The 12,820-nt window shown below is 70.1% G+C and carries 9 protein-coding genes, 2 tRNA genes and 1 pseudogene; 6 read left to right on the forward strand and 6 right to left on the reverse strand.

Features of this window, described 5'->3' with window-relative positions:
• Nucleotides 1–8: 8 nt before the first annotated feature.
• Entirely contained in the window at nucleotides 9–1,517 is a 1,509-nt protein-coding gene (locus tag GEV43_RS13690; protein ID WP_309239617.1) for an AMP-binding protein, read from the reverse strand.
• A 177-nt stretch (nucleotides 1,518–1,694) separates the two neighbouring features.
• Nucleotides 1,695–2,471 (reverse strand): helix-turn-helix domain-containing protein, encoded by a 777-nt coding sequence (locus tag GEV43_RS13695; protein WP_206681162.1) that lies wholly within the window; start codon nucleotides 2,469–2,471, stop codon nucleotides 1,695–1,697.
• Between the two features lie 397 nt (nucleotides 2,472–2,868).
• Between GEV43_RS13695 and GEV43_RS13700 the strand changes: the two genes are divergently transcribed.
• Complete coding sequence (locus GEV43_RS13700; protein WP_309240012.1) at nucleotides 2,869–3,519, forward strand: tyrosine-type recombinase/integrase; 651 nt, start codon at nucleotides 2,869–2,871, stop codon at nucleotides 3,517–3,519.
• Here GEV43_RS13700 and GEV43_RS13705 read toward each other — a convergent pair.
• A tRNA-Ser gene (locus GEV43_RS13705) sits at nucleotides 3,498–3,590 on the reverse strand. The two genes, GEV43_RS13700 and GEV43_RS13705, sit on opposite strands and share 22 nt — an antisense overlap.
• A gap of 122 nt (nucleotides 3,591–3,712) precedes the next feature.
• Entirely contained in the window at nucleotides 3,713–4,168 is a 456-nt protein-coding gene (locus tag GEV43_RS13710) for a hypothetical protein (RefSeq protein ID WP_160821029.1), read from the reverse strand.
• A gap of 283 nt (nucleotides 4,169–4,451) precedes the next feature.
• On the opposite strand from GEV43_RS13710, the gene GEV43_RS13715 reads away from it, so the two are divergent.
• The 3 genes from GEV43_RS13715 to GEV43_RS13725 all read left to right on the forward strand — a co-directional run bounded on the left by GEV43_RS13715 (nucleotide 4,452) and on the right by GEV43_RS13725 (nucleotide 8,813).
• Nucleotides 4,452–4,527 (forward strand) — tRNA-Arg (locus tag GEV43_RS13715).
• A gap of 841 nt (nucleotides 4,528–5,368) precedes the next feature.
• Entirely contained in the window at nucleotides 5,369–6,751 is a 1,383-nt protein-coding gene (locus tag GEV43_RS13720; protein WP_241682889.1) for a class F sortase, read from the forward strand.
• A 10-nt stretch (nucleotides 6,752–6,761) separates the two neighbouring features.
• Nucleotides 6,762–8,813 carry a WD40 repeat domain-containing serine/threonine protein kinase gene (locus GEV43_RS13725; protein ID WP_160821031.1) on the forward strand — a complete coding sequence of 684 codons (2,052 nt, stop codon included), beginning with the start codon at nucleotides 6,762–6,764 and terminating at the stop codon, nucleotides 8,811–8,813.
• Between the two features lie 64 nt (nucleotides 8,814–8,877).
• Here GEV43_RS13725 and GEV43_RS13730 read toward each other — a convergent pair whose 3' ends face one another.
• Both GEV43_RS13730 and GEV43_RS13735 read right to left on the reverse strand, forming a co-directional pair.
• The gene (locus GEV43_RS13730) at nucleotides 8,878–9,750 is read right to left on the reverse strand and encodes a PP2C family protein-serine/threonine phosphatase (RefSeq protein WP_160821032.1); all 873 of its coding nucleotides are present in this window, start codon (nucleotides 9,748–9,750) and stop codon (nucleotides 8,878–8,880) included.
• A gap of 151 nt (nucleotides 9,751–9,901) precedes the next feature.
• Entirely contained in the window at nucleotides 9,902–10,810 is a 909-nt protein-coding gene (locus GEV43_RS13735) for an NADP-dependent oxidoreductase (protein WP_160821033.1), read from the reverse strand.
• A gap of 171 nt (nucleotides 10,811–10,981) precedes the next feature.
• On the opposite strand from GEV43_RS13735, the pseudogene GEV43_RS56085 reads away from it, so the two are divergent.
• Together GEV43_RS56085 and GEV43_RS50140 are read left to right on the forward strand one after the other, a co-directional pair.
• Nucleotides 10,982–11,821: pseudogene (locus tag GEV43_RS56085) on the forward strand (sigma-70 factor domain-containing protein); the annotation flags it as partial.
• A 6-nt stretch (nucleotides 11,822–11,827) separates the two neighbouring features.
• Complete coding sequence (locus tag GEV43_RS50140) at nucleotides 11,828–12,634, forward strand: sigma-70 family RNA polymerase sigma factor (protein WP_309239618.1); 807 nt, start codon at nucleotides 11,828–11,830, stop codon at nucleotides 12,632–12,634.
• The last annotated feature ends 186 nt before the right edge of the window (nucleotides 12,635–12,820 follow it).

A 12,820-nucleotide genomic window follows, 5' to 3' on the forward strand; every position in this document is an offset into this window, starting at 1 on the left:
CCGGATGATTAGTGGACATTGCGGATCGAGTCAGCCCAGAACGGCGCGCGCAGGCGCTTCTTGTCGACCTTTCCCACCGGCGTGGCGGGAAGTGAGTCCACGACCACGACCTTCTTGGGCGCGTACATCGAGCCCTTGACCTGCTTCACGTAGGACTGGAGCGCGGGAATGTCGACCTGTCGCCCCGATCGCGGGACCACGAACGCGGTGACGAGCTCGCCCCAGCGGCTGTCCGGCACGCCGATCACGGCGGCCGCGCCCACCGAGGGGTGCGCTGTCAGAACGGCCTCGACTTCGCTTGCGTAGATGTTGAAACCACCCGAGATGATCATGTCCTTCTTGCGGTCCACGATGTAGATCAGGCCCTCGGCGTCCTGGCGGGCGAGGTCTCCGGTGTGGAGCCATCCCCCCTTGAGTGCCGCTTCCGTCTCATCGGGGAGGTTCTTGTAGCCCTGCATCACCCCGCGGCTCTGCATGGCGATCTCGCCCACCTCGCCCAAAGGGACGTCGTGGCCGTCGTCGTCGATGAGCCTGATGCGGTTGCCGACCACGGGACGGCCGCTGGAGGCGAGTTGATCAAGGCTCGCGGTCTCGTGTGCGGCCTTGGTCAGGACCGTCCCGATGCCGGCCGACTCCGTCTGCCCGTAGATCTGGCAGAAGACCGGACCGATCCGCTCGCGAGCCTCCGCCAGGCGCACCGGCGACATCGGCCCGGTGGCGTACCAGATCACCTCAAGGCTGGAGAGGTCTCTGGTCTCCGGACGCTCCTGATCCAACAAGGTGTAGATCATCGTCGGAAGGCCGCTCACACAATTGATGCGCTCGGCCTCGATGACGTCGAGGAACCGGCTGGGTTCGAAGCCCTGCTCGATCACCACCGTGCCGCCGCGCAGCAGTGCCGGGATGACGGCCAGCCCGGCCGCGTGGGTGAGCGGCGCCGCTGCCAGGTACCGCGGGAGGTGTGGCTGCTCGAAGTCGGCCATGTGCGCATAGACCGTCTGCACCATCGACCGATGAGGCTGCATCACGCCCTTGGGTCTGCCGGTCGTTCCCCCGGTGTACTGCAGCCAGGCGACATCCATCTCCGTCGCCGGACCACGGTGCAGCGATCGAACCGCCGTGTGCTCGCCCTCGGACAGACCACCGGCGGCGGGGACCACCATCAGGTGTCGCAGGGAGTCGACCTCGGCGAGGACCTGGCGTCCATGCTCCTCCAGGGGCGCGGTCACCACCAGCACCGTGGCCTCTGCGTCCTCGCAGACGGTGATGTGTTCCGTGACCGAGGCCAGGGTCTGCAGCCCGGTGAAGCGGCCGCCCAACAGATACGTCGCGGCCTGGACGATCCACGATTCGGGCATGTTCGGACTGAGCATCGTGACCCCCACGCCGAGACCCACTCCCCGATGGGCCAACGCGGCCACATACTGCGAGAGAAGGCCCCTGACGTGCGCATAGGTAAGTCGCCGATCACCAGCCACGAAGGCCTCGGACGAGCTGTGCCGGCTGAGCGCCTGCACGATCAGGTCACCTAGCGTGACTCCGGAGGAGGCCGCCGCCGCGGCTGCCGAAGCCGCAGCACCGTGGCCTGGAAGGTGGTGAGACATGCCTCAAAGCGTGGCCGCCGAGCGGGCGGGCGTGCCACCGATGTTCCGCCCGGAATTTCGGATAACCCGCCAGGCCGACGAAGGCAATGCTCAACTGTGAGCCGCACCCGCTGTGGAGCGGTAACGACCGGGCGTTTGCCCGACGAGAGCGGTGAAGGCGTCGATGAAGCTGCCGGGGTTCGCCCAGCCGAGCCGCATCGCCGTCTCGGTGACCGAGGTACCTTCACAGAGTTCGAGCAGCGCTCGCTGAATCCGCAGCAGCGTGCGCCACTGATGGAAGCTCATCGACAATTCGCTGCCGAACAGCCGACTGAGAGTCCTTTCACTTGAGCCGGTTCGGTGCCCCAACTCCGCCAGCGTCGCCGAAATGGCCGGGTCGGCGTGCAGCAAGTCGGTGACGGCCTTGAGGCGAGGATCGCTCGGCTCAGGCAGCCGCAGTGGCTCCTGCGGGGCGCGGACCAACTCCGCACCGATCACCGCGAGCAGCAGACGGCCACGCTCGCTGCCGGCGGGCTCATGCTCGCTGCTCATCGCCAGATATGCCTCGCGCAGCAGCGCACTGGCCACGAAGACCGACGGCTCGTGCGGCAGTTCCTCAGACAACGCTGCGGGAACCGGAAGCACGCGAACATCGGTCTCGCCGTAGGAGTGACTGCTGTGGACATAGAAGGGCGGCACCCACGTGATGCGGTTCGCCGGCGCCACCCAGGTTCCGGCCTTGGTCGTCGTGACGAGCGCTCCGGAGGCGGCGTACCTCAACTGGCCGTAGTCATGGAAGTGCGCGGCGATGTCCTCACCGTGCGCCATAGGCTCGCAGACCGGCGAGTCATCGGTCCAGAACACCGCCTGCTGCACAACCTCGCTCATCAGCAGACAGCTTAGCTCGCATTGGCGGGCAACCAGAATAAGTGAGTACGAATCCAGCAACGCGCCCACGAGGGGCACGAGGGACCCACTCCGCATCGCTCATGTCCGAGGTGTACGGGGCCGGCGCGCCGACCAGTCGGCCGCATTCCCGAACCGACGGGACGAGGCAGTCACACACCCAGAAGTGGACGAGCTGCCTCTCGCTGCAAGGCCCCCACTGCACGACGGCGGAGACCGTAGGGAGCTTGTGGGGGTGGCCGCCCTGCCGACCGCGAGCCTCGGCTGAAGATCGGCTCGACGCGCTCTTCCACCTGGTCGCTTTCCGAGGGCCTCGCCGTGCCGAGGTCGCCGCCTGCCATGAACGGACACCGACCTGGACGGGAGCGAGTCCCTTACCATCTGCGAAACCCGTGCGGATGACGAGTACGACGACACCAAGCCAGAAGCGGGCGAGCGAACCGTCAGCCTCGCCCGGACCACCCTCGCCGTCCTCCGCACATGGCGTACTCACCAGAAGGAAGAATGGCTCTCGGCAGACCCGGATGTCTGGGTGGACTCAGGAAGGGTGTTCACTCAGGAAGACGGTTCCGCTCTGCGGCCCGAGTGGATCTCACGGCGCTTCGACGTCCTGATCGATCGCTACAACACGATCCGGCGGCGTCATCTCGACAAGGGCCGGCCCGTCGAGCGGATAGCGCGACGCCATCGCGTCAGTCGGCGGACGGTCCACGTCGCCATCGAGGGCGGCCCGCTCCCGCCGATCAGGTTCCACGACCTGCGCCATGGCGCGGCGACGCTGAGCCTGCTCGGCAAGGTCGACATGAAGGTGGTCAGCGTGACACTCGGTCACCTTCGGTCATCACTCACCGCCGACATCTACGCCTCCGTACTGCCCGAGGTGGCCAAGGCAGCGGCCGAGGCGGTGGCCGCGGTGGTGCCGTTGCGATGCGATGGCCACCCCATGGCCACACCAGGCACCAAAAACGCCCCCGCCGAGATCATCTCACTCGGCGGAGGCGCTGATAGTGGCGGAGGATCGGGGATTTGAACCCCGGATGGGCGGTAAACCCAAACCGCATTAGCAGTGCGGCGCCATAGACCGGACTAGGCGAATCCTCCAGGAGCCTTCAGGCTCAGGACAGGTTACCGGTTCCGTACGTCCACCGGCAAAGCCAGGAGTCCAGCATAGACCGAGACGCGGGCGCTTCGCTCCCGGGGCCGCGGGAGCGAAGCGCAGGGGGTCAGCTTCCGAGGCGGAAGCCGCTGCCCTCGAAGCCGCAGGCCTTGCCGAGCTCGATGCCGTTCTGGTTCATCTGGCTGAAGTTCGGCGTACCGCCGGAGAGGTTGCCGGAGCTCAGGCTCTTCAGCGTGGTGGCGGTGTTCTCCAGGTCGGAGGCGAACTTGCCGGCGGCCGTCTCGACGTCGCCGCCGGCGTTCTGGCCCTCGCTGCGGATCTTGGCGGCGGCGTCGGAGAACCGCTGCGCGCTCGCCGAGGCGCCGGCGCCCGGGTTGTTCAGGTCGGGCTTCGTGGCGGACGCGCCGGAGGCGACGTTGCGGAGCTCGGTCTCGATGTTCTTGCAAGCGGTCTTCTTTTTGCCGCCTCCGGTGACGGCGTCGACAGGGCCGCAGGCGCTGGAGGCGAACAGCGCGCCACCGATGGCGAGGACGCCGACCAGCTTGGTGGCTGACATGCGCATGGGGGTACTCCTTCAAGGGGGTTTGGAACGTTGGACGAGGGTAGACCGCTGAGGTCACATCCGTCTCGATTACCCCTTTGGCGCTATTCGGTCACAACCGGTTCCGTGACTCAGGTCACACGTGTGGCGGGGTGGGGTGGACGGCCCCCCGTGTCAGGGGCACCGCCGAAGTGCCCTACACTGGACTCGTCCGGGCGCCGGAATCAGAGGCTCTAACCATCTGAGTGGGAGCTGCTAGACTCTGGCCCCGCAAGTGAAAGCCCTGGTGAGAGCCAGGAGCCCAGCAGCCGTAGCTCAATGGATAGAGCATCTGACTACGGATCAGAAGGTTGGGGGTTCGAATCCCTCCGGCTGCGCCACACGTCACAGGCCCCTCGCGATCAACGCAAGGGGCCTTTTTGATTGTCATGGGGCCATTGCGAGTCGTAGCTATCGGATAGGGCCACCGTTCGTGGCTTCCGCCGTTGTTTGCTTTCGGGTCCGGGTAGTTGTCTCTAGGCGTCCTTGGTTGTGGCGATGCTGGTGTGGCCGAGTCTTTGAGGCCGCGTGTGGGGGCGTCCGCTGCGCCAGCATGAGTCGGGTACGGAGTGCTGTAGCCCATGGCCGTTCGGCGTGGGGTTGGTGTGGAGATTCATGGGTTTGTTTCTGGTTGTGCTGGCTGGGGTCTTGGGGGTGCGTTTCTTAGGAGCGGTCGCCCTGGAGGAGGCGGGCTTGGCGTTGGGAGGGGATGTTTTGGGGCGGGAGGCGTTGAGCTGGGGGATGTTGGTTTGTTGGAGCGGCGGCGGGATGTTCGGGGAGTTGGGGCTTCTGAGGGTCTCCCGCGTCGGACGTCCCGGCTGTAGCCTGATCATCGTCGGCGGGTGGGGAAGCCCGGCCGACATGGGCGCCCCGTGCTCCGCTTCGGCGGAGGGCGGGGCGTTCCGTTGTTTCCGCGCTTTGGGGGCGTCGGCGTCGTTCGGCAGCGACTGTGCCACGGGGCGTGCTGGGAAGGGCGGCGGTGGGCTGGTGCCGGTCTTCGGGGATGGCATTTATGGGTGGGTGAGAATTTCGTTGGGGGCTTGTTGATCTTTGGAATTCTCTGCGGGTGTGGAGCTGGCCCATTGTGGCCTGCGTTGCGGGGCTTTCGGGGATTGCCGTTCTGCGCTGGGATGGGTGCGCTGAGGGTGCGCGTTCGAGAAGGTCGGCGCGTTGGGAGCGGTTATGTCCATAGTCGTACGGATCGGGTGTGCGGTTCTGCTCGTGGTCGGGTGGACGGGGCCGGTCGCGCGGGCCGCGCCGTCTGACGGGTACGTGCGGCTCGCTCATCTTTCGCCGGACACCCCGGCCGTGGACGTCTATCTGTACGCGGGACGGTCCACGGATCGCAGGCGGCAGCGGCTGGTGCTGAAGCACGTCGGATACGGGGCGCTGTCGCCTTACCAGCGGCTCGGCGGCGGGACGTACACGGTGGCGATGCGGCCCGCCAATGCGGCGGCGGCGAGTCCGCCGGTGCTGACGACGAACGTGCGGGTGCGGGGCGGCAAGGCGTACACGGTCGCGGGGATGGGGCCGTACAAGAGCATCAGGCTGCGGGTGATGGGCGACTCGGTCGAGTTGCCCGAGGGGCGGGCGGCGTTGCGGGTCATCGCGGCTTCGCTGAAGGAGCCGAGCGTGGACGCGGGGGTCGGCGGGCGGCGTCTCGCGTCGGGGGTGCGGTTCGCGACCACCACGCCGTACGAGGTGATGGCGGCCGGGGAGGCGCGGGTCCGGGTGCGGGGGCGGAACGGGCAGGCGGTCACGAAGGTGTCGATGGTCGCCGGTTCGGCGCACACGGTGGTCGTTCTGGACGGGAAGACGGGGTTGCGGCTGCTTTCGCTGCGGGATTCGGTACGGAGCGCGCGGACGCCGCGGGGTGGTGTGGACGCGGGGCTCGGCGGGATGGCGAAGGACGGCGCGTGGGGCCGGGGGTTCTCGGGTTGGCGATCGCGCTGGGGGCGGTGGTCGCGGTGTGGCGAGTCGGGGCGCGCCGCCGTGCGTGAGGGGGTGCTGGCCGCGCTGGTCGTGGTGGGGCTGGCGGGGTGCGGTTCCGCGCGGCCGGTTCCGGGGTGGTCGGCCGTTCCCGGGCAGGTCGCCGAGGTGCCGACGGGTGCGGTGAGGGCCGCGGGGGCGCCGGTGCGGTTGGTCATCCCGTCGATCGGTGTGCGGAGTCCTCTCGAACGTCTCGGCATGGGCGCCGGCGGGGAGTTGCGGTCGCCGGTGGAGCCGGGGCGGGCGGGATGGTTCGCGGACGGGGTACGGCCCGGGGAGCCGGGGCCCGCCGTGATCGTGGGGCATGTGGACTCGCGGAACGGCCCGGCGGTCTTCGCGCGGCTGGGGTCCCTGCGTGCGGGTGCGAAGGTCGTTGTGGTGGGTGACAAGGGTGTGGCCTCGACGTTCGAGGTGGACGCGGTGCGCTCGTACGCGAAGGCCAGGTTCCCCACGGAGGAGGTGTACGGCGCGACGCCCGACCCGCAGCTCCGGCTGATCACGTGCGGGGGCGGGTTCGACCGGGCGGCGCGCCATTATGTGGAGAACGTCGTCGTCTACGCCGGCAGGGCCGACTGATCGAAGGGCCATGGTCGAGAGCGAGGGACCCGGGCACCTGATCGCCGGGCATTACCGTCTCGTCCGGGAGATCGGGCGGGGCGGGTTCGGCGTGGTGTGGCACGCCTGGGACGAGTGGCTGCGGCGGGACGTCGCGGCGAAGCGGCTGTTCCTGGCGCCGTCGCCGTCGGTGGCGGTCGAGCAGACGAGGGAACGGCGGCGGCGGACGTTGCAGGAGGCGCGTTCGGCGGCGCGGATCGACCATCCGGGCGCGGTCAAGGTCTTCGACGTGGTCGAGCACGACGGCGCGCCGTGGCTGATCATGGAGCTGGTCCAGGGGCGTTCGCTGAACGCGGTCGTGCGGAGCGGCGGGCCCGTTCCGCCTGGCCGCGCGGCGGACATCGGGTTGCAGGTCGTTCGCGCGCTGGCGGCGGCGCACGAGGCGGGCGTCGTGCACCGGGACGTCAATCCGTCGAACGTGCTGCTCGGCGACCAGAGGGTGGTGCTGACGGATTTCGGGATCGCGGTCGTTGAGGGCGATCCGCACGTGACGCGTTCTGGAACGGTGATGGGCGCGCCCGCCTACACCGCGCCGGAGCGCGCGCGGGGTGAACCGGCTGTTCCGGCGTCGGATCTGTGGTCGCTGGGCGCGACGTTGTACTTCGCTGTGGAAGGGCATCGGCCGTTCCCTGGGGCCAACGCCAACGCGGTGCTGTACGCGATTTTGACCGAGGATCCTGCGGAACCTCGTCTCGCGGGTCCGCTCTCGCCCGTTCTGGAGGGCCTGCTACGACGCGATCCGGCTGAACGGCTGACGGCGAGCGAAAGCGTCGGCCTGCTTGAGGAGCTTTTGCGGGACGGCCCTGGCGGACTGGCTTCTTTGCACAGCGATCCAGAGGAGACGCCCGGGACGCCACCGACTGGTCCAACGGTCGGCCTGGACGGGACTGCGGAACGAGACGATTCCAGGTTGCCCGTCAGAAATCCTGGGACGGACGCGCCTCCCACCGGGCCGGAGAGGGGCGGGTCTCGTTCGCGCGTGTGGAGAGGCGTGGCGGTCAGGCGGATCGTGGCTGTGGGCACGGTTCCTGTGGTCGCGTTCGTTCTGATCGCACTCCTGCTGTGGAACGGCACGTCGGCGGAACGGCAATCGCGGGCGTCGCCCAACAGAGGGCCGAGCGGTGTTCCGCAGCTCGTCGGGTCGTTCGCGGGGGAACGGGTCTTCGCGCTCGCGTTCGGCCAGGACGGGCGCAACCTCGCCGTCGGCGGTGAAGGCCGCGCCGTACGGCTGTGGGATGTCGCGCGGCGCAGAACGGTCGCGGAACTGCGCGGACACGGCTACACGGTGTTCAGCGCCGCGTTCAGCCCGGACGGGCGGCTGCTCGCCACCGGCGGGTACGACGGCAAGGTGATCCTGTGGGACGCGGTCGCGCGCCGCCGGCAGAGGACGATCGAGACCGCAGGAACCAGCGTCGGAACGGTCGCGTTCAGCCCGGACGGCAGGTATCTGGCCTGCGCCGGGGCTGACGCCGTGCGACTCTGGGGCGTTCGGGGGCACGCCTGGCTGAAGACCATTCGAGGCCCTGGGGAGAGCACGTACACCGCCGCGTTCGGCAAGCAGGGGCGGCTGGCCGTCGCGGGCAGCGCGACGCTCAAGCTGTGGCGGATGCCCGCCCGGCCGGACGGTCCGGTGGGCACCAACGGCGTGACGGTGTCGCGGGTGTCGTCGGTGGTGTCGAGCCTGGCGTTCGACAGCGACGGCGACGGCGGGCGGACGCTGGCGGCTGGCGGGTACGACGGGACGGTGGGCGTCTGGGACGTCGCGGCGCGGCGCCGGACGGCCACGCTGAACGGGCACGACAGGAGCATCACGGCCGTGGCGTTCAGGCCCCGGAGCGGCGGTTCCGTTCTCGCGACCGCGGGCGGCGACGTGGTGAGGCTGTGGAACGCGCGGACGGGCAAGGCGATCACGACGATCAGGCATGGCGGCGACGTCGTCAACGCGATCGCGTTCAGCCCGGACGGACGGCTGCTCGCCACGGGCGGGGACGACGGAACGGTGCGGCTGTGGTCCCTTTCCTAGTGGACGGCGCGGAAAATCGGGTGCGTTCAGGTTCCTAGCGGACGGCGCGGAAAAGCGGGTGCGTTCAGGTGGCGTGGCGGTGTTCGACGAGAAGCAGGAGCGCGTCGTCCATGAGGGGCTTCGCCACGTGTGCCATGACTTCGGCCTCGATTTGCTTCAAGAACGTGTCGCCTCGTAGGGAGAGATGCGTGGCGACCCGTTCGGCCAAGGGAAAGTCGTCGCCCGCTGCGGAACGCGCCTCGGAAACACCGTCGGTGTAGAGAAGCAGCCTGTCGTCGTGGTCGAACGGGAAGGTGCTGGGCAGGCACAGGCCGTCGGCCAGGTCGAGCAGGCCCAGGGGCGGGCACGGGGCGAGTCCGCTGGGGAACGAGACCGTTCCGCCGTGGAGGAGCAGGGGCGGCGGATGCCCGCAGCAGAGGAGTTCGGTGGGCGCGGTGGCGGCGGTGGCGGGCGTTGCCGCGGGAACGTTGTGTCCGCTCGGTGCCGCCGTTCCGGCGACCGAAGCGGTGCCGGTGGAGGGCGACGTCGCCGCGAGCGATGCCGTGGTGGCGACCGGCGGCGGCGCGGGGCAGGTCATTCCGGGCCCGGACGGCACCGTGCCCAGCACGGCGGTCACGAACTGCTCCGGATGCGGTGACCGGGCGATCAGCGCGTGGAGCCTGAGGGCGAGCGCGCTCAGCGTCGGCTCGTCGGCGGCCATCGCCCGCCACGCGCGCAGGACGGTGGCGGCGGTGTCACGCGTCGAGGCACCCTGCCCCATGACGTCGCCGACGATGATGCGCGTGCCGGTGGGACTGGAGACGGCGCCGTAGATGTCGCCGCTGGAGGACGGGCCGGGCGCCAGGCGCCGGGCGGTGACGCGCAGCGGCCCGGCGACGAGTTCGCGGGAGGTGGACGGGGAGGTGGAGGTGTAGGCGCGGTCGGTCTTGGCTGGCATGAGAGGAACCCCCACCGCTGTGGACGGACAAGGGACGAAGAGCGTCCGAGTGTAGTTGCATCATCACGGAAAGTGTCCGGATTGGAGTAAGTCGGTCGTACCCAACTTGTCGCCGCTGCCAAGACACGACGCAACGGGGGGGCGGGGGTGGCTAGGGGGCGACCTCTAGGACGACCTTGCCAGGGGTTCCCTGCTTGGTTCTGAACGCGTCGGCCGCCTCTGCCAGAGGGCGCACGCCACCGATCAGCGGGCGCAGCCGGCCTTCGTGGACACGGCGCGCCAGTTCAGCGAGCTGTGCGCGGTCGGGCTCGACGACGAAGAACACGCCTCGGCCGTTCTCGGGCAGGACGGTCAGGGGTTCGGCGACCGTCACCAGCGTTCCGCCGGGCCGGACCACCGCTGCGGAACGGGCCAGGACCTCGCCGCCGATCACGTCGAGCACCACGTCCACCTGCCCGGCGTCCTCGAACCGTTCGGCGGCGAGGTCGACGAAGGCGTCCGCGCCCAGTTCCAGTGCCGTCGAACGGTCCCGTGCGCGTCCGGTGCCGATCACCCGGGCGCCCGCGTCGCGCGCGAGCTGCACCGCGAGCGACCCGACGCCGCCCGCCGCCCCGTGGACGAGCACCGTCCGCCCCGCCTCCACGCGCCCGTGCACGAACAGCGCCTGCCATGCGGTGAGGCCCGCCAACGGCAGTGCCGCCCCTTCGGCGTGCCCGATCGTCGCCGGCAGCGGCGCCAGGTTGCGCGCCTCCACCGCGACGTACTCGGCGAGCGTCCCGTCGCGGCCCCAGTCGGTCAGCCCGAACACCCGCTGCCCCACGCTGAGCCCCGTCGTGCCGAGGCCCAGCTCGGCGACCTCGCCCGACACCTCGTGCCCGGGAACCGTGGGCGCGCGGTCCCGCCCGGCACGGTCCACCCAGGTGCCCGGCCAGGTCAGTTCGCCGGGCGTGAACCCCGCCGCCCGAACCTTGACGATCACGTCGTTCTCGGCCGCGTGCGGGTACGGCGCCTCTTCCAGAACGAGCTCACCGCCGCGTTCGTGGATCCTTACCGCCTTCATGATGATCTCCCTTCGTTCACTCCAACGCCGGGCCTTCTCGAACCACTCCCGTCCCCTCCGTCCGCATGAACGACCGGGCGAATCACCCTGCGCGGACCCGTGGATTGGGGCTGGATCATCCGGGTATGGGGCGGCTCTGCCTGAACGTACGCAGGATGCAAGGAGTGAGCCGTGTCTCCCGATGGTCGCCGCTCCGCTCCACCCCCGCCCACGCCCGGCGACACGCCGAGGGCGGCCAAGGAAGCGACCCGCGCCCCCGAACCGCCCGCCTCCGTACCGCCCGCCCCCGAACGGTCCGCCTCTGAACGGTTTGCGCCCGAACCGCCCGCGCCCGAACGGTTTGCCTCCGAACCGGGTGCGCCCGCACGGTCCGTCTCCGAACGGGCCGCGCCCGAACCGGCCGCCTCTGAACGGTCTGTTTCCGGACCGTCCGCCCCCGGGACGTCCGCGCTCGAAGCGTCCGTCCCCGAACCGTCCGCCTCCGTCCCGACGCCGGCTCCTCGGAGAACTGTCCCCGAACCGTTCGCGCCTGGTCGGCCGCCGGCTCCCCGGCGTTCCACACCGTCCGTTCCGTCGCCGCACGCGAATCACTCCGTCCCGGACGAGCCTCCCGACGGCTCCAACGCCCCGAGACAAGCGGACGCCCCCGCAGCCGCCGAGGATTCCGAGCCTGCTCGCACCCACCAAACCGCCGATCGGCCCGCAACCGGCCGCCCGACCGCTTCGGCCGCCACGCACGCCGAGAGTTTCGGGCGGGCCGACGTCCGTACCGGGAGTCCGCCTAGGAGCGCCGGTGGGGATGTCCACGGGGCTGACAAGGATCGGCGCGAAGCCGACCGCGGAGCCGACCGAGAAACCGATGGCGGGGAGGGGCTTGGGGCGGGGCCGGTCGGCGGGGCGTCTCCGTATCGGGCGGACGAGCCTGATCTGCTCGGCCGGTATCTCTCCGAGATCGGACGTACGCCGCTGCTCACTGCCGATGAGGAGGTCGAGCTGAGCAAGCGCATCGAGGCGGGGGTGCACGCCCGGCACCATCTGGACGCGGGGACGCGGCCGCGAGTGCCCGCCACGCGCGACGATCTGGAGGCGGTCGCGCGCGACGGCGAACGTGCCCGGGACCACATGATCCGCGCGAACCTCCGCCTCGTCGTCTCGACCGCCAAGAAGCTCCCCCACCGCGGGCTCCCGCTGCTGGACGTGATCCAGGAGGGCAACCTCGGGCTGATCAGGGCGGTGGAGAAGTTCGACTACACGAAGGGTTACAAGTTCTCGACGTACGCGACGTGGTGGATACGGCAGGCGATCGGGCGCGGGCTCGCCGAGAAGGCCCGGACCGTACGGCTGCCCGTGCACGTGGTCGACCAGATCTCGCGCCTCGCGCGGGTCGAGCGCGGATTGGAGCGCGCGGGGCTGGACGTCGGCGCCGAGGATGTCGCGGCGGCCGCGGGTGAGCCGGTGGAACGCGTTCTGTCGCTGCGAGCCGCCGCCCGCGAGACGCTCAGCCTCGACACCCTCGTGGGCGAGGAGGGCGAGACCCGCCTCGGCGACCTCGTCGCGGACGCCGCCGCGCGCCGTCCCGCCGAGTCGCTGGAACGGCGGGCGCTCGCCGCCGAGCTGCGCGCACGGGTGGACGAGCTGCCGCCGCGCGAGGCCATGGTCGTCGCCTTGCGGTTCGGGTTGAGCGACGGCCGTCAGCACACCCAGCAGGACATAGCCGAACGGGTCGGTGTCACCCGCGACCGGGTGCGGCGCCTCCAGCGCAACGCTCTCGCCAAGCTCCGCGCGCCCGAAGGCCGTACGCCGCTCCTCGCCTGGGTGCCCTGACCCGACGCCAAGCGGAGGACGCGCCCGACACGCCCCGGGCGGACAGCGCACCCGGGCGGAAGCGCACCCGGAGCGGACGGTGCGCCCGGCACGCCTCAGGCGGACGGTGTACTGCGCGGACGGTGCGCCCGGCACGCCCCAAGCGGACAGCGCACCCCGGCGGACAGCGCGCCCCGAGCGGACGGT

Origin of the sequence: Actinomadura sp. J1-007, assembly GCF_009793335.1 — a bacterium.
Classification (GTDB): Bacteria; Actinomycetota; Actinomycetes; order Streptosporangiales; family Streptosporangiaceae; genus Spirillospora; species Spirillospora yumaensis.

Bases quoted from the DNA above. Each gene is read 5' to 3' on its own strand.
- GEV43_RS13735 (WP_160821033.1), bottom strand. From the start codon at position 10,810: ATGAAGGCGGTAAGGATCCACGAACGCGGCGGTGAGCTCGTTCTGGAA.
- GEV43_RS13730 (WP_160821032.1), bottom strand. From the start codon at position 9,750: ATGCCAGCCAAGACCGACCGCGCCTACACCTCCACCTCCCCGTCCACC.
- GEV43_RS13720 (WP_241682889.1), top strand. From the start codon at position 5,369: ATGTCCATAGTCGTACGGATCGGGTGTGCGGTTCTGCTCGTGGTCGGG.
- GEV43_RS13710 (WP_160821029.1), bottom strand. From the start codon at position 4,168: ATGCGCATGTCAGCCACCAAGCTGGTCGGCGTCCTCGCCATCGGTGGC.
- GEV43_RS13695 (WP_206681162.1), bottom strand. From the start codon at position 2,471: ATGAGCGAGGTTGTGCAGCAGGCGGTGTTCTGGACCGATGACTCGCCG.
- GEV43_RS13725 (WP_160821031.1), top strand. From the start codon at position 6,762: ATGGTCGAGAGCGAGGGACCCGGGCACCTGATCGCCGGGCATTACCGT.